The organism is Streptomyces sp. NPDC079167 (assembly GCF_040686735.1).
GTDB lineage: Bacteria > Actinomycetota > Actinomycetes > Streptomycetales > Streptomycetaceae > Streptomyces.
Window position 1 is genome coordinate 633,823 of sequence record NZ_JBFBLO010000001.1, and the last position, 15,057, is coordinate 648,879.

The 15,057-nt window shown below is 71.8% G+C and carries 17 protein-coding genes and 1 tRNA gene; 1 reads left to right on the forward strand and 17 read right to left on the reverse strand.

Annotated features, from left to right (window positions below):
• Window positions 1-129: 129 nt before the first annotated feature.
• Both AB0P41_RS02915 and AB0P41_RS02920 read right to left on the reverse strand, forming a co-directional pair.
• Window positions 130-2,193, reverse strand: coding sequence for a GTPase (locus AB0P41_RS02915; RefSeq protein ID WP_365929662.1), 2,064 nt, complete (start codon window positions 2,191-2,193; stop codon window positions 130-132).
• The gene (locus AB0P41_RS02920) at window positions 2,190-3,830 is read right to left on the reverse strand and encodes an ATP-binding protein (RefSeq protein ID WP_365929663.1); all 1,641 of its coding nucleotides are present in this window, start codon (window positions 3,828-3,830) and stop codon (window positions 2,190-2,192) included. Before AB0P41_RS02920 ends, AB0P41_RS02915 begins: the two co-directional genes overlap by 4 nt.
• 318 nt (window positions 3,831-4,148) lie before the next feature.
• Here AB0P41_RS02920 and AB0P41_RS02925 point away from each other — a divergent pair.
• Window positions 4,149-4,221, forward strand: a tRNA-Arg gene (locus AB0P41_RS02925).
• 202 nt (window positions 4,222-4,423) lie between these two features.
• Here the strand turns inward: AB0P41_RS02925 and AB0P41_RS02930 are convergent.
• The 15 genes from AB0P41_RS02930 to AB0P41_RS03000 form a co-directional block, all read right to left on the reverse strand.
• A complete protein-coding gene (locus tag AB0P41_RS02930) occupies window positions 4,424-5,812 on the reverse strand; it encodes a site-specific integrase (RefSeq protein WP_365929665.1) in 1,389 nt (462 codons plus the stop codon).
• On the reverse strand, window positions 5,812-6,009 hold the full coding sequence (locus AB0P41_RS02935) for a helix-turn-helix domain-containing protein (RefSeq protein WP_099172630.1): 198 nt from the start codon (window positions 6,007-6,009) through the stop codon (window positions 5,812-5,814). Before AB0P41_RS02935 ends, AB0P41_RS02930 begins: the two co-directional genes overlap by 1 nt.
• Before the next feature lie 162 nt (window positions 6,010-6,171).
• Complete coding sequence (locus AB0P41_RS02940) at window positions 6,172-7,419, reverse strand: DUF3631 domain-containing protein (protein WP_365929668.1); 1,248 nt, start codon at window positions 7,417-7,419, stop codon at window positions 6,172-6,174.
• The gene (locus AB0P41_RS02945; protein WP_365929670.1) at window positions 7,416-7,766 is read right to left on the reverse strand and encodes a hypothetical protein; all 351 of its coding nucleotides are present in this window, start codon (window positions 7,764-7,766) and stop codon (window positions 7,416-7,418) included. Before AB0P41_RS02945 ends, AB0P41_RS02940 begins: the two co-directional genes overlap by 4 nt.
• Window positions 7,763-8,665 (reverse strand): bifunctional DNA primase/polymerase, encoded by a 903-nt coding sequence (locus AB0P41_RS02950; protein ID WP_365929672.1) that lies wholly within the window; start codon window positions 8,663-8,665, stop codon window positions 7,763-7,765. The genes AB0P41_RS02945 and AB0P41_RS02950 overlap by 4 nt, the downstream gene beginning before the upstream one ends.
• Before the next feature lie 88 nt (window positions 8,666-8,753).
• Window positions 8,754-8,942, reverse strand: coding sequence for a hypothetical protein (locus AB0P41_RS02955; RefSeq protein ID WP_365929674.1), 189 nt, complete (start codon window positions 8,940-8,942; stop codon window positions 8,754-8,756).
• Window positions 8,943-8,959: 17 nt separating this feature from the next.
• On the reverse strand, window positions 8,960-9,133 hold the full coding sequence (locus AB0P41_RS02960; RefSeq protein WP_365929676.1) for a hypothetical protein: 174 nt from the start codon (window positions 9,131-9,133) through the stop codon (window positions 8,960-8,962).
• A gap of 136 nt (window positions 9,134-9,269) precedes the next feature.
• Window positions 9,270-11,306: a plasmid transfer protein TraB gene (gene traB / locus AB0P41_RS02965; RefSeq protein WP_365929678.1), complete on the reverse strand. Its 2,037-nt coding sequence runs from the start codon at window positions 11,304-11,306 to the stop codon at window positions 9,270-9,272.
• Window positions 11,307-11,411: 105 nt separating this feature from the next.
• Window positions 11,412-11,807, reverse strand: a complete 396-nt coding sequence (locus AB0P41_RS02970) for a DUF3307 domain-containing protein (RefSeq protein ID WP_365929680.1) — start codon at window positions 11,805-11,807, stop codon at window positions 11,412-11,414.
• 11 nt (window positions 11,808-11,818) lie between these two features.
• Entirely contained in the window at window positions 11,819-12,415 is a 597-nt protein-coding gene (gene traA / locus AB0P41_RS02975; protein WP_365929681.1) for a plasmid transfer protein TraA, read from the reverse strand.
• Between the two features lie 99 nt (window positions 12,416-12,514).
• Entirely contained in the window at window positions 12,515-13,072 is a 558-nt protein-coding gene (locus tag AB0P41_RS02980; RefSeq protein WP_365929683.1) for a hypothetical protein, read from the reverse strand.
• A 39-nt stretch (window positions 13,073-13,111) separates the two neighbouring features.
• A complete protein-coding gene (locus AB0P41_RS02985) occupies window positions 13,112-13,438 on the reverse strand; it encodes an RRQRL motif-containing zinc-binding protein (protein WP_365929685.1) in 327 nt (108 codons plus the stop codon).
• Window positions 13,435-14,439, reverse strand: coding sequence for a DUF2637 domain-containing protein (locus AB0P41_RS02990; RefSeq protein WP_365929687.1), 1,005 nt, complete (start codon window positions 14,437-14,439; stop codon window positions 13,435-13,437). Before AB0P41_RS02990 ends, AB0P41_RS02985 begins: the two co-directional genes overlap by 4 nt.
• The gene (locus AB0P41_RS02995; RefSeq protein WP_365929689.1) at window positions 14,436-14,723 is read right to left on the reverse strand and encodes a DUF6303 family protein; all 288 of its coding nucleotides are present in this window, start codon (window positions 14,721-14,723) and stop codon (window positions 14,436-14,438) included. The genes AB0P41_RS02990 and AB0P41_RS02995 overlap by 4 nt, the downstream gene beginning before the upstream one ends.
• On the reverse strand, window positions 14,720-15,028 hold the full coding sequence (locus tag AB0P41_RS03000) for a hypothetical protein (protein WP_365929691.1): 309 nt from the start codon (window positions 15,026-15,028) through the stop codon (window positions 14,720-14,722). The genes AB0P41_RS02995 and AB0P41_RS03000 overlap by 4 nt, the downstream gene beginning before the upstream one ends.
• Window positions 15,029-15,057 lie beyond the last annotated feature (29 nt).

The following is a 15,057-nucleotide window of genomic DNA, read 5'->3' on the forward strand; positions in this document are numbered from 1 at the left end:
TTACGTCCGCTTTCCGGCCCGCTGTCCGCCGTGCACCGATGCGGTGCGTTGACGGGCGGTCCGGTGCGTCTGTCCGGTCTCTGCACACCATGCTGGACGGAAAACGGAAATTCCGCCGAGACCTGTGGATTACCCGCCGGTTGTGGACAACTCCGTCACCGCCACGTACCGCTCCCGCACCTCGCGGTAGCGGGCCAGTTCCGCCGCCACCGGGTCGAGGACCCTCACCCTGCCGCATCCGGCGGCGGCCTCGCGGAGCCGCCGCTCCGCCTCCTGCCCGTACCGGCGCGCGGGTCCCCGCGCCGCCGCCGCGCACGACCACTCGACGAGCGGCCCGCCGACCACTCCGGTCAGCATGAGCAGGGCCGGGGTGAGGAGGCCGGGTTCGAGCACCCCCACGATCTGGCCGAGCAGCCACAGTCCGCCGAAGATCTGGAGCAGTGTCATCGAGGCCTGCGCGAGTACCGCCGCGGGCCACCACGCCGGGCGGGGCGGCCTGGCGGCACGGCCGCCCCGCCCGGCGACGGGCGCTGTGGCCCTGCCCACGGAACCGGAACCGGAACCGATGGACCGGACGGAACCGGAACCGGAACCGACGCCGACACCGACACCGGCTCCGACACCGACACCGGCACCGGCACCGGCGGACCCGGAACCACGCTTTCCCTGCCCCGCCGCCGTAGTCGTCCCTCCCTCGCCCTGGCCGCCCGGCTCCACCGGAGCGGCCCCCGTGTCCGCGTCGCCCCCGCGCCCTCGGCCACCGGCTCCCGCCTGGGCGTTCCGTGACAGTACGTCCAGCGCCTCCGGCAGCCCCTTCGCCCCGTTCACCGCCGTCTCACGCACGGCCTGTGCCCACGGCGCGGGCAGCCCGTCCACCGCGTCGTCCGCCAGTTTCCGTACGGCCTGCTCCACCCGCTGCCGGGCGGTGAGCTCCTCCTCCGGCGGGGCGAGCGCCTGCGCCATCAGGTCCAGGCCGCCGCCCAGCTGCCGGGTGGACTCGTACCAGCGCCACAGCCGCAGCCACGGCGTCCCGCAGGCCCGTCCCGCGTTCCGCCGCCACTCGCGTTCCGCCGCCTGACCCGCCGCAGCCGCGCCGACGGCTTCCGCGAGCCGGTCGGTGAATTCCTCCCGGGCCCGCTCACCGAGCCCCGGCCGCCCCTCCGCGACGTACACCGGCCGGAGCCGCGCGGCGGCGGCGTCCACGTCGGCGGAGAGCCTGCGCGCCGCCGCCGTACGGGCCTGGACGAATGTGCCGAGCAGCTCCCGCAGGTCACCCACCCCGGCCCCGGTGAGCGCGGACAGGGACATGACGGTGGCGCCCGGCTCCCCGTGCTCCCCCACCGCCATGCCGTCCTCGTCGAGCAGCCGGCGCAGGTCGTCCAGGACCAGGTCGGCGGCCTCGCCGGACAGCCGGTCGATCTGGTTGAGCACGACGAAGGAGATCTCGGCGTGCCCGGCGAGGGGCCGCAGATAGCGTTCGTGCAGGGCGGCGTCGGCGTACTTCTCCGGGTCGACGACCCAGATCACCGCGTCGACCAGGGCCAGCACCCGGTCCACCTGCTCGCGGTGGCCGGTCGCCGCGGAGTCGTGGTCGGGCAGGTCGACCAGGACGAGTCCCTGCAGTGCCTCGTCGGTGGCCGTGCCGCCCTGGACCGGCCTGCGCCGGAGCCTGCCGGGGATGGCCAGCCTGTCGAGCAGCCCGGCGGCGCCGTCGGTCCAGCTGCAGGCGATCGGGGCGGAGGTCGTCGGCCGGCGCAGCCCCGTGTCCGAGATCTGCACGCCCGCGAGCGCGTTGAAGAGCGTGGACTTGCCGCTTCCGGTCGCCCCCGCGACGGCGACGACCGTGTGCCGGGAGGAGAGCCGCTGACGCGCCGACGCCTCGTCGAGCACCCGGCCCGCCTCGGCGAGGGTGTCCCCGTCGAGGCGGGCGCGGGACAGCCCCACCAGTTCGCGCAGTGCGTCCAGCCGGGGCCGCAGCGGGCTGCCGGACAGTCCGTACGCCTCGACCTGGGGCCCCGGTTCGTCGTCCTCGGGAGTCCGCCCGGCCTCCGCGCTCTCCGGCGCGGCGTCGGCGGCACGGCGCGCGATGAGCCCGTCGTCCCAGCGCCTGCTGTCGTCCCGCCCGGCGTCATCCGCGCCGTCGTGCTCCGGCCCCTGTCCGTGGTCCCGGTCCTGGTCAGTGACGGCAGTCATCGCTGCCACCTCTCCTTCTGCAGTACGGACAGCGCGGCGATGAGTTCGGCCTGCGGCTCGGGGGCGACGTCGAGTGTGTCCAGCGGGGCGAGCCTCCGGTCGCGCTCGCCGTGCATGATCCGGTCCAGGCAGTCGGTGAGCAGCGCCCCGCCCTTGTCGCGGAGGCGCAGCGCCCCCTGGGCGCCGATCCGTTCGGCGAGCTGCTCCCCCGCGCCCCTGGCCCGGCGGCCGCCGAGGAGGGCGGCGGCCAGCAGCGCGGCCACCGTCTCGGCGTCGGGCGCCGCATTGCGTTCGAGGAGCCGCGCCTCCTCCTCGGCCAGCTCCTCCAGGACGCGCCGCCAGCGCCGTACGGCCATGGCGATCCGGCCCTGGATGTCCTCGGCGGGGCCCCATCCCCCCGCTTCCCGGCCGGCGTCCTCGAACCGGAAGTTCCCGGCGGCGGGCTCCCGCTGCCAGACCGTGCGGATCTGCTCGTCGGAGGCCGCCACGGCGCACTGGAGCAGAGCGATCAGGCTCTCCACGAGTGCGTCCAGCAACTCCCCCGCGGTGCTGTAGAGCGGATATCCGCGCCACCGGGTGCGGGCGCCGCCGGCGAGCACCGCGCCGTCACGGAGCCTCCGCCGCACGCGCGACAGCTCCTTCCCGTACGCCTCCTCGACGACCCCGGTCAGCCGTACGGCAGCGGCGTACTGCGCGGCGACGGCTCCGGCCAGCTCGGGCATCCGTACGTTGAGCGAGTCGATGACCCCGGACGCCGTACGTCCCACGGCCTGCTGACGGGCCGCCGGGTCCTGTGCCCGGTGCGTGAGCCAGGCTCGCAGAGGGGCGACGGCGGTGGTGGGCAGCAGTCCGCTGCCGCCGCCCGCGGACTCGGGGAGCTCCGGGATGGTGAAGCGGGGCACCTCGCCGAGGCCGGCCCGGGTGAGCAGTGCGGCGTACTGCCGTGACACCTCGGCGATCACCTGGTGCGGCACCCGGTCCAGGACGGTGACCAGGGAGGCGTCGTACTCCTTGGCGGTACGCAGCAGATGCCACGGCACCGCGTCCGCATAACGGGAAGCGGTGGTCACCATGACCCAGATGTCGGCGGCGCAGATGAGTTCGGCGGCCAGGACCCGGTTCCGGACGACGAGGGAGTCGATGTCGGGGGCGTCCAGCAGCGCGAGGCCGCGAGGCAGCGTCGCCGCGGTCTCCACCCGCAGCACGGTGTCGTCTCCCCCCTCGGCCCCGAGGTGATCGAGCCCGTCCGGATCCGGGACCTGCCCCGGGGGAAGCCATACCCGGGTCAGCTGCGGCAGCACCCGCACCCCGGCGAACCAGTGGTGGTCGTCCGGGTGGCAGACGAGTACGGGGGTCCGCGTGGTCGGGCGCAGCACACCGGCCTCACTGACCCGGCACCCCACCAGCGAGTTGACCAGCGTGGACTTGCCGGCTCCGGTGGATCCGCCGATCACCGCGAGCAGGGGTGCCTCGGGATCCTTGAGACGGGGTACGAGGTAGTCGTCGAGCTGGGCGAGCAGTTCGGTCCGCGTCTGCCGGGCGCGGGGGGCTCCCGGCAGGGGAAGTGGAAGACGCACGGCAGCGACACGGTCGCGCAGGGCGGAAAGTGCGTCGATGAGCTGGGGCCGTACATCCATGGTTACCACATGTGAAGAATGCCCAATTTTGACGCCTTTTTGAAGCGTATAGGCCCCTCTGCGCGGCGGATCCACCCTGGGGGACAGAGGGGACGAGTGGGGCGCAGGCATAACGAGTGCACAACACCCGGGGCGCGAGGCGTCAAAAGCGATGCATGAATCGCACCCACCTGCGATTATCGGTTCGCTTCACCGAACCTCCACATCGTGCCACGCAGGTGAAGCAACCGGGACGAGGCGATCTGAGCCCTATCCTTGTCCCCGCAAGGTCACGGATGGCTTGAACCAGCGCCTTCCGCGGCACCAGGCCGACACCCGGCCCCCGTAGCTCAGTGGATAGAGCAGGCGCCTTCTAAGCGCTTGGCCGCAGGTTCGAGTCCTGCCGGGGGCGCACAACGCGCACCACTGTGAGGCCCTCCACCCCGGAGGGCCTTTTCGCTGGTCAGGGGCACATTACCGAGCGATGCGTAGCAGGAACGTAAGCGCCGGACCGGCCTCATGTGACCACGAGGACGGTCCGGCGCTGTCCGGCTGTCACCGGGTTTCTGCGGGTGGCTACGGAGAATCCACGGAGACGTTCTCCGCGCTCCTCGTCAGCCTGCGTCGGGCAGCTCGGGGAGGTCTTCCCCGGCTTCCATCCGCTTCTTGAGCTCTGAGAGCTGACCGGACACACAGCGGGCGTAGATGGCCAGCAGGACCGGCACGCTGTTCCCCGCCCACTCCGCGACCTGCGCCGGCGGAATGCCGTCGTTCAGCCACTTCGTCAACCGGGTGTGCCTCAGGTCATACACCCGCTTCCCCAACGGGGATCCAAACTCATCGGGAGTGAAGATCGCGGCGCGGGCTGATCGCCAGGCCCGGCGGATGACGGAGCCTGCGAGCAGCTCGCCGCCCTCACCCTGGAACAGCAAGTCGCCCGGCTTCAGCTCTTCGGCCCTGATGTGCTCGCGCAGAATCCTCGTGAGCGACGGATGCCCAGGGACGACACGCGTGTCGTCTGCGGCCCGCCCTTTCAGCCCCCGCTCCTCGTGGATGGCCCCCGTGTCGGTCCAGTTCTTGCCGACCTCCGGCTGAGCCGTGTGGAACAGCAGCTCGCACCACTGATCCGCAGCGTCTACCTCCGGCAGTTGAACATCCCGCACACGCATCGCCACCGCTTCCTCGGGACGCGGGCCGGCGTAGTAGAGCACGGCGAAGAACGCATGCAGCCGGGGGCCACCGCGGGTGCGACCGCGCACCCACCCCAGCAACCGGGCCGCCTGGCCGGTGTTCAGGATCGCCCGCTTGTCCACCGCAGACGAAGTCTTCGGGGCGGTCCCCCGGCCCTTCGGCAGGGGGTTCGTCCGCAGGACCTTGCGCTTCACCGCGTGCTCCATGGCGACGTTGAGGACGCGCCGATTGCGCTTGACGGAGCTGGCCGCGGCTCGGGTTCCGTCCAGCAGGACATCGAAGGCGCGCAACACGTCGTCCACCTTGGCCGGGTCCTCCCAGGCCGCCATGGACAGTGTGTTCCGTTCCACCCACCTGAGGATGACGGAAACCTCCTGCGGCGCCTCCTCGCGCCGCTTGGTATTGAAGGCGAACTCACGAAGTGCCGTCCGGACGTCGATCGGCTTGAAGCCTGCCGGCGGCGTTCGCAGCAGCGCGATGGTGGTCGCCGTCAGCGCCTTGGCCGTGTTCTTCCGACTGTTGCCAGCCGTACGGTTCCACTGGACGTCCGCGAACTGGACCGCGAAGTCGTACCAGTTCACAGCCGTCGCGCCCGACTGGTGCGAGACGGGGCGCCCGGTGCTCAGGCTGAACGCCTCGCCGCGCCGGGTCGCGCTGACCAGCTCGGAGCGGAAGGCGTCCGCGAGCGCTCGTGTCGCGAATGGGGCTCGCTGCTCGTTGCCGTCGAGGGTCCACCGCACGGTGTACGTGGTGCCTCGCGAACCCTTGTACGTCGCGGTCTTCCAGACCTTGACGTTGTACGTCGTCTCCATCAAGCAGCGTCCTCGTGGTCGTCGAGCCAGTTGTCCAAGTCGCTCCGACGTACGCGCAGGTCGCCGTTCGGAAGCTTGATGCAGCGGGGGGCGCGGCCCTTCTGGCGCCAGTCGTAGAACGTGGACCGCGAGACGTGCAGCTCTTCGCAGACTTCGGGGAGGGTGAGCATCTTGGAAGATCCGGTCTTGCTGGGCATTGGGCGTGCCTCCTCGGCCGTGCCTCTTGTCCTGGTGGATCCGCCACGTCCGCCACGCCGCCACATCGCAGGTCAGAGCCCTGCGTTTGTGGCGGATAGCGATTCTGTGGCGGATAGGTGCCGCCACACCCGTGATGTGGCGGCACCTGGTGGCGCTGGGGTTCAGCCCGCGACCGGGAAGAGCGGTGTGGCGGTTTCCGCAGACGTGTGGCGGATGGCTGTGGCGCTATCCGCCACAGATTCACCCCCGCTGACCTGCGGTGTGGCGGATGTGGCGGACGTGGCGGATTCCTCAGGGGAGGGAGGGCAGTACCGCGTCCAGGCGTCCGTGAGGTCTTCCGCGTAGTAGCCCTTGGGGAAGCCGGACGGAGTACGGATGCCCCGCGGCTTGATGGGCTTGTTCGCCGGGGTGACGTATTGGGCGAGCAGCCGGGCCAGGGTGCGGGAGTTGATCGGCTTGTCGTCCAGATCTCCCCAGGGGGCGTCATCCATGGCCAGCAGGCCTTCCAGGACGACGGCGGTGGGGACGCGGTCTGCGCCGCAGAACACTCGGTCGCGGAGGTCGGTCAGCAGCCGGACTCCGAGGGAGGCTTCGTCGTTGTCGTGGGCGGCGCTGATCAGTTCCAGGCATGCGGTGCGGGCCCGTGCGGGCCAGTCGCCCCCGGCGGCGTCGGCGACGGCGAGGAGGGGCTCCCATACGTCGGCCGGACGGTCGGTGACCCCGTCGGGCATCTCGGGCCAGGCGTCGGCGACCTGGTCGCGGACGGTGTCGGCCCACGCCGCGAGCTGGTCACGGAGTTCGTGTCCCTGCTTCTCGTGGATGCGCTGCCGGTAGGGCTCCACCCGCTCGTTCGGGGCGCGCTTGCGCATGCGGACGATGACGGAGCGGGTCAGCACTGTGTCGGGCAGGGAACCGAGCCCGGCCATGGCGACCGCGCAGTATGAGCCGAAGACCTGCGCGTTCTGGTTGGAGCCCTCCCCCACGCACCGCAGGGCACCGCCGATGCGCCGATACCCAGCGTTCAGGAAGCCCCGCAGCGCCTCGTCCGCACCGGCCTTCGGGCCGAAGATGGTGTCCACCTCGTCGAAGAGCACCGTGGGCAGCCCAGCAGCAGAGTCGACCAGCCGGTACAGGGCATTCGCGGATGCCGAGACCGTGCTGACCGGCCGCGGGGTAAGGAGTTCCACGATCTCCAGCGCCCGGGACTTCCCCGACCCCGGCTCCGGGGAGAGGAACGCGATCCGGGGTGTGGTCTCGAAGCACTCCACCAGGTGCGCGTGAGCGTCCCACAGAGTGACGGCGACGTAGGCGGCCTCGGTGGGGAAGACGTTGAACCGGCGGTGGAAGGTCTCCACGTCGTTGAGCACGGTGGCGCCGTCGAGAGGCGGTGCGGGTGGTGTCGCGTTCATACGGCGGCGCCTTCCTGGTGGGTGCGGAGCGGGCAGAGGTCGCGATGGCGGGTGTGGTCTTCGATCAGGGCGAGGGCCTTGCGCTGACCTACGGCGAACCGGTTCCGACCGCACTCGCAGATGCTCGTGGCGGTCGGCACGGCGCCGCGGGGCGCAGAGATGGTGAGCCAGGCGATGGGGTAGCGGCCGTCCCCCGTCTGCTGGTCAGGACGGACAGCAGTGGGGACGCCTTCGGCGACGCCCTTCGCCGCCCCACCGCCGGTGCCGGTCGGGGCCGGTTCGGCGAGGTCGGGGCCGGTGGGGGCGGAGGGCAGGCATTTCAGAGGGGGATTCGGCCGGGGGCTCATGTCGTCTCCCTCGGCCGGCAGGTGCGCAGGGACCAGTTCAGAACGCTGCGCAGAGTCGAGCGGCACTGGGACGCCGGGAGTCCGGCCGCCTCGCCCGCCCTCTGAAATGCTTCTTCCACCTCGTGCCGCGTGAGGTCGCCCCAACCGACGAAGCGGGCCACCTTCCTCGCGCTCTTGAAGAGTTGCGCCTCACGGCCGCCCTCGGCGGTGCCTGCCACGAGGGCGGTCTCGCGCTCCAGCGCGGTCTCAGCGGCCCGGTTGCCCCGCTTCGGCACGGACAGCCGCAGGGGCCCGGTGGGGCGCTCCACGGGCTTGAGGAGGTCCAGCAGCCACTCAGGCAACGGAGCCACCGGGGCGGGGTCGATCACCTCGTACGCTCGGCCGTTGACGGTGCTGCCGGGGGCCACGACGTACCCGCCCCAGGCCCGGGTGTCGATCGAGGGGGCGAGGGACCCGGCGGTGTTGCCGAGCCGGATGCTGTCCGGGGCGGTGAAGTACAGGTGCTGTCCACCGCTCGCGGTCCGCACCCGGTAGGTAGCGGGCACGGCCTGCTCGGCGCGCTCGCAGAGCGCCTCAAAGGTCGTCACGCCGCCAGGCGTGTCCGTGCTGCTGTTGGGCTTGGGCATGTCGAGGTCGACGACGACCAGCCCGGACGGGCCGGTCGCGATCCCGATGTTGAACCGGCTGGCGGACCATGCCCGGTGGATGCGGTCGGGGTCGGTGGTGGCGCGCTGCTCCCACTTGCGGTGACCGGTGGCGCAGTCGCCGGTGCGGGGGCAGGCGGTCTCGCCGTGGAGGGCGGGCGGCTTGCCGCCAGGCCGTAACGGGAACACCGCCCAGCCGCGGGCTGCGGCTTCGAGCGCTGCGGACAGCAGCGCGGAACGTACTTCATGGGTCATGCTGGATGTCTCCAGTTCTCTTGTGTGAGGTGCTGGACGAGGGCGGCCCCGCTTCATTGGCGTGAGTGGGGGGCCGCCCTCGGCACAGCTACTTCCGGTTGCCGTGGCGGGTGTGGTCCTGGGCGAGCGCGGCCAGTCGGCCGGCCTCGTCCGGGGTGACGGCGCGGTAACGGATCCGCAGGGTGCAGTCCGGCGCCGGGCAGCGCAGGGTGCGCATGCCGTTCAGTCGGGCAACGGCGTCGGACACCTGGTTCGCGTAGGGCTTCAGGTTGGGCACGGGTTCCTGCTCTCGGGTCAGTTGTGGAAGCGGTTGGACGTGGGGTGTTGGTCGCACCAGTCCTCGGCGCACACCTTGTGGACCGGTTCGCGGTCGTGGGAGCGCATGGGAGTGGGTTTGCCGCAGAGCACGCACGGCAGGTCCCGGTGGGCGTCGAAGTGGCGGGCGTCCCGCCAGTCCAGGAGCGGCACGAGGGTGTCCCGTCAGGGGTGTCAGGTACGGGGTGTCAGACCCGTCAACCGGGGTGTCAGGCGCGTCTGACATGGCCGTCTACCTAGGGAAACGTGGTGTCAGGCCGTCAGGGGCGTCAGGACCGTCAGGGGGCTGTCAGACGGTCGCGAGCTGGGGCACGATCCGGTAGCGGCCGGTGTCCGCGGTCTCCGCGAGGCGTCCCTCGATGACCATGCGGGCGATCTCTCCGGAGACCCATCCACGCTTGCGGCCGAACTGGTCGCAGTAGGCCATGAACTCCTTCGGGCCGACGGTCTCCATGCCGTCCTGCTCGAACTGCTCCAGCAGCCGGACCATCACGTCCCGGGCCTCGCTGGGGGAGACCGCGATCCGCTCCGCCGCGGGCCGCTCGGCGAGCCGCACCGTCCCGGCCGGAGAGGGCAGCTCCTCCTCGGGGTCGAAGTCGTCCGCGTCGATCCCGTCGAAGTCGTCCTCGTGCACGGGGGTGAGGTCCTTTCCGCCGGCGGGGGCCGGGAGCGGGGCGGTGGGGGTGGTCTGTCCGGTGCGGGCGGCCCGGTCGGTGAACAGCTTCCCGGCCGCGGCGGCGGCCGCTTTGGCGGTGACGGGGTCGATGGTGGGGCGCACGGCCGTGTAGTCCGCGGCGATCGTGGTGAGGTCTTCGACGGTGATGTTGTGGGAGCGGGTGGGGGTGGCCCACTCGTCCTGGTCGATGCCGTTCGCGGCGAGGTAGGCGTAGCCGGGTTTCTTGTCCTTCCACGCTTCGGGGCGGGCGCCGGCGTCGATGGCTTCCTCGGGGAGGGCGAATCCGGCGTCGGTGTGGTCGCGGACGCCGTGGCACCAGGAGGAGCCGAGGGAGGCGCGGGTGTCGGTGGGCATCTGGTAGCCGGAGGCGCGCTGCATGGAGACGACCAGGGAGACACCGGCGGAGCGGGCTTCCTGCGCGATCCCGGTGAAGTCGAGTCCTTCCCGCAGGGACTTGGCGGCTTCCTCGAACCAGGCGACGAGGTAGGGCATGCCGGGGGTGCCGTCGGCGCGGGGTTCGGCGGCCTCGGGGACCCACTGGTTGTATCCGTGGGCGGCGAGCCACTGGGTGCGGGCGGGGATGACCGCCTCCAGGGCGGAGACCATCGCTTCGGTGGAGGCCATGTCCAGGGCCGCCCAGTCCATCGCGCCGATGAGCGGACCGAAGGTCTGGGTGACCTTGACCGGGTCGGAGCCCCACACGATGACGTCCCGGCGGGTCAGGATCTCCGCGAGCGCGTTCAGCGCGGACACCGACTTCCCGGACCCGGTCATTCCCATGATGAGCAGGTGCATCGCGTTTCGGGAGACGGCCGGGTCACCGGACATCCACATCAACAAGGGGTCGCCGTGCTCGTAGAAGCCGACGTTCAGCGGCTCGGCGATTGACCCGCCCGGGGCGGACGGTCCGGGCCACTGGCTGCCGTCCTTCAGCACGTCCTGGGGGACGACGATGAGTTCGCCGCGGCCGGCGGACTCCGGGTCCGGGCGCATCCGTACCGCGTTCGGTGCCACGTCCAGCGCCCCCGCGAGCCTGACCAGGGCTTTGGCGACGTCGTCGTTGACGAGTTCGCCGGGCGGCAGCTGGTAGCCGACGGTGACCCGGTTCGGTTCCACCTTCGTCCCCTTGAGCAGGGTCTTGGCCAGGCCGACCTTCTCCAGCAGTCCCTTGTCTGCGGACTCGTTGCCGGTGGCGTCGGGGTTGCGGCGCATCACCATACGGATGTTCCACGACAGGGCCAGCGTCGGGGCACCCATCAGGTACAGGTCCGCGAGCGGCCCGGACATCGGTCCGGCGAGCGCGGCGGCGGTCAGCCACGCGGACCCGGCGGCGACGGTGACGGCGGAGTGCAGCCGCCGCTGGCTGCTGGTCGACCGGCCCGCCCACCAGGTCGCGCCGGACAGGGCGACCGAGGCCAGGGTGAGGCCGACACCGGCCGCGGCCGAGCCGCCCCACTGCCAGTGCGCGGGCAGACTCACCACACCGAGGGCCCCGGCAGTCAGCCACGGGGGAAGGTGCGGCTTGGCCCGGTGCAGCACGTACCCGGTCAGGTCCCCACGCCCGGCGGTCCCCTGCAGCTGTTCCTCGTGGCGCTGCTCGGCGCCCGGAGCGGCCCCGGTCCCGGTGTGCTTGCTGGTCTTGCGTGCCATGGTGCGTGTCCTCTCAGGTCTGCCTGCTGCGGGTGGTACGGGAGTGCCCCGGGCCTGATTCGATCGGGCGCCCTCACGGCGGTGTTGCCGGGGCTGTTGTGCTGGTCAGGCGCTCAAGGCCAGGGCTGCGACCAAGAGCGCGGCCACATGGGCGGCCTGGTCGACGTGGGCGGCGCCTCCGTGCTGTGCCCACTGGGACTGGCCGGTGTGGTGCATCCACCACTGGACGGGCCACCGGCGGTCGATGACCGCGTGCGTGGCCCCGATCCACACCAGCGCGCCGACCGCGACCGGCATGGAGATGTCCACGTCATCGAGCAGGGCGGCCCCAGCGAGCAGAGCCGCCCCGCAGGTGACGATGTGCGTGGCAGCGTGATGGGCATTCGCGGACCATCCCGCCCACCCGCCGCTCGCCTTGTGGGCGGCCTGGTGGTCGGTCTGCAGCGGGTAGTCCGCGAGCAGATGAGCGACGTAGAGCAGGACGAAGAGACTGGCGAACACGGCTCGGCTCCTCAGGCGTTGAAGTCGAAGGGACGGCCGGGCTGCTGGCGGGCGCGGGGGTTGTGCTGCATCTCGGGGGAGTACTCGCGCTGGAACGCCGCGTAGGTGGCAGCGGCGTTCTTCGCGGCGCTTTTCGCTTCGTCGGCGACCTTGGACAGGCGCCGGGTCACCCGCCGGGCCCGCATCCGCGACCCGAACGGCTTCCCCTCCGCGTCGGGTACCTCCTTCAGCACCGCGTTCAGCACCTCGGAAGCCATCGCGATGTCGAAGGACAGCTGGATGAACGCCGCCCGCGCGGCCTCGCAGTAGTTGCGGACGTCGTCGTTGGTGAAGAACTCCGGATCCGCCAGCGGTGAGTGAGTGTTCCCACGGCGCCCGCCACCCTGGCCCTGGCCGACGCGGGACCCGTTGCCCGGGCCGCCCTGCCGCTTCCCGCCGTTGTCCTTGGGCCCGAAGTGGAAGTTGTACGTCGGGGCCCCCTTCGGCTGCTCGTGCCCCGCCGCCTTCGCCTGCTGATTACGCGGGAAGGACGGCTCCTGGGCGCCCGGGCCGCCGTGCTGCTGGCCGGGGACGGCGTTGAAGAACCCGTTGGACTGCTGCTGAGCCATTGCTATGTCCTCACTGGTCGAGTGATGCGGTGGCCGGACTGCTGCCCAGTCCTCTGCCGCCCCCGGGCCCGTAGCGGTACCGGGAGCGGCAGGGGGTTGTCAGCTCACGTGCGTGCTCGTGCGCCCCCACCAGCGGCTGCTGGCGGTGATGTTGGTGGTGTGGTGGTGGACCGCGCTGGTCCTGGCGGTGCCGAGCGCCGCGGGGGCGACGCGGGAGGCGACGACCGCGACCGCGATCCACATCGCGACGGAGCCGAGCCCGGTCAGCGCGGACACGACCTGCCCCGCGCCGACCAGGAGCTGCCCGCCCCCGAACCCGATCCCGCCGGCCAGCAGCCCGCCCGCGGCCAGGCGCTGAGCGCGGGCGTCGATGAGCGGGGCCGGGGTCAGGTCCCGCGGCTGGCAGAGGGCCGGGGCGGTGGGAAGGTACTCGCGCAGCACCGGGACCATCTGCCCGCCCGGCCCCGGGACGTAGACGACCGGCCCGGACTGCTCGTTGTGCAGCTGCACGGCCCCGGACACAGGCGTCGAAGGAATGGTGGGCCAGCCCGCAGGGGCCTGAACCACGGGGATGTGGAGCTGATCCATCACTGTCTCCTGCTGGTCGGTGCGGTAGACGGCGGAGAGCGCCCCGGGCCCGATTCGATCGGGCACCATCACGGCTTCGCCGGGGCTGGTAGAAGGGCTGCGGCCGAGTCAGGCGCCCGAGTCGGCGCAGGGCACGCACGTGCCGAGGGAGCGCGGGATGCAGTAGCCGGCATCGCGGCGGCAGGTGGGGCAGGTCCGGCGGGCCCGCATGGCCGCTTCGAGAGCGGCCATGCGGGCGGGCGTCATGGGCCGTACGGGCTTGGCCCGGTCGATGCGGTAGAGGTAGGCGACCAGCGGGCCCCGCCGTCGGCGGGGCCGTTCGAGCTGCGCGGCCACGTCCTGCCCGCCGGGCCGAAGCCCGAGGGCGCGGAGCTGGCGGCGGGTGGCGTAGCCGTCGGGTGCCAGGCGCCACCGGTAGACCGGCAACGCGCTCACTGGCTCGCGCCTTCAAGCGCCCGGGTTGACGAGTGGTCGCGCAGATCCTGGTAGCGGCTGGAGATCCAGCCGACCGACCAGCCAGTCAGCTCGGCCGCGGCCCGCACCGGGAGCCCAGCAGCGAAGGCCGCCTGCACGGTCTCCAGGGCTTGGGGTTCAAGCAGCTTCTCCTTGGGCGGGCCGGCCGCCAGGACCGCGGCGCGTTCACGCTCGGCCCGCTCCTGCCGCTCAGCCTGTTCACGGCGTTCACGCTCCTCGCGCTCACGACGCTCCGCAGCACGGCGCTGAGCGGCCTCTCGTTCAAGGCGTTCACGCTCTACCTGCTGCTGTTCACGCTCGCGTTCACGGCGTTCACGAAGCTCCCGCTCAGCACGCTCCCGAACCTCTGCCCGCTCGCGCTCCTCACGCCGCGCCGCCTCCTCCCGCGCCGTCTGTTCACGGGCCAGCAGCGCTTCGTGCTCACGCTGCTCACGGGCCAACTGGGCGGCGTGCTCGCGCTCCTCACGCTTCCGCCGATCGGCCGCCTCAAGGCGCTGAGCGGCTGCCCGCTCGCGCTCGGCCTGCTCGGCCCTCTGCCGGGCTTCCTGAGCGGTCAGCGCGGCAGTGATGGCCTGCCGGTAGGCGAGCCCGGTCTCTGCGGTGACGATGAGCAGGAGCGGGGCAACTGCGTGCACAGCCACCCCGACCAGCTCCGTCTTCAACGCGGAGTCGGCCACGTTCAACGCGAGGGTCATGCCACCGGTCATCCACCGCAGCGCGATCGGCCACCGGCCACCGTGCCCACCCAGGCGGGCCAGGACGGCATCGAGCCGGACCACGATGACGACCGCGGCGTCCACCACCAACGGCAGAATCGGCGCCGTCCACTTCCACCCGTCCGGTGTGTGCCGCTCCATGAGCGGGGTCACCGTGAGGATGGAGAAGAGCATCGCCCCGCCCACGATCAGCCACGTGCCCACCGACAGTGCCCTCTCCGCTGAACGGATCTGAACACTGTTCACGGCGTGCCCCCGTCCCGTGAACGCACCCGGACCGAGGCCAGCAGCAGCACCGGCGACGTGTCGTCGCCGTGGATCTCGCTGTGCTCCGTCCACGCCCACTCGGCGTCATCGGTGAACACGAACCCGAGCGCGGTCAGGGCCCGTGAACGCTCGGCCATCGTCGGCACGATCGGCGCGGGGCCGAAGTCATGCTCCGGCCACGGGGCCCCCTGGACGTCCACCAGCTCGACGTACAGGCGCCACCGGCCGCCCCGGTTGGACAACTGCGCGGTGTACTCCTTCATGCGGCCACCGCCGAACCGGCGACCGCGCCCACCGTGGCCGGGCGGCGAACGCTGCGGCGCGGGCGCCGGCCGTTCGCCTGCGGCTTCAGGGGCAGCGTCCGCAGCAGGGACGCGGCATAGGCCGCGGTCTCCGGCTCGCTCTCCCTCAGGTCCGCCAGAACCTCGTGGGCGACGTCCAGCCGCGCCGCCCGCTCCATCGCGGACTCCGTGGCCGAACCGGTGAACAGCTCCAAGTCGATCCCCAGAGCCAGCTCAATGAACTCGGTCGCGGTAACAGGCTCGCGACCAGCAACGATGTTCTTCATGGGTCGTTTTCTCCTTAGTCGGTGGACGG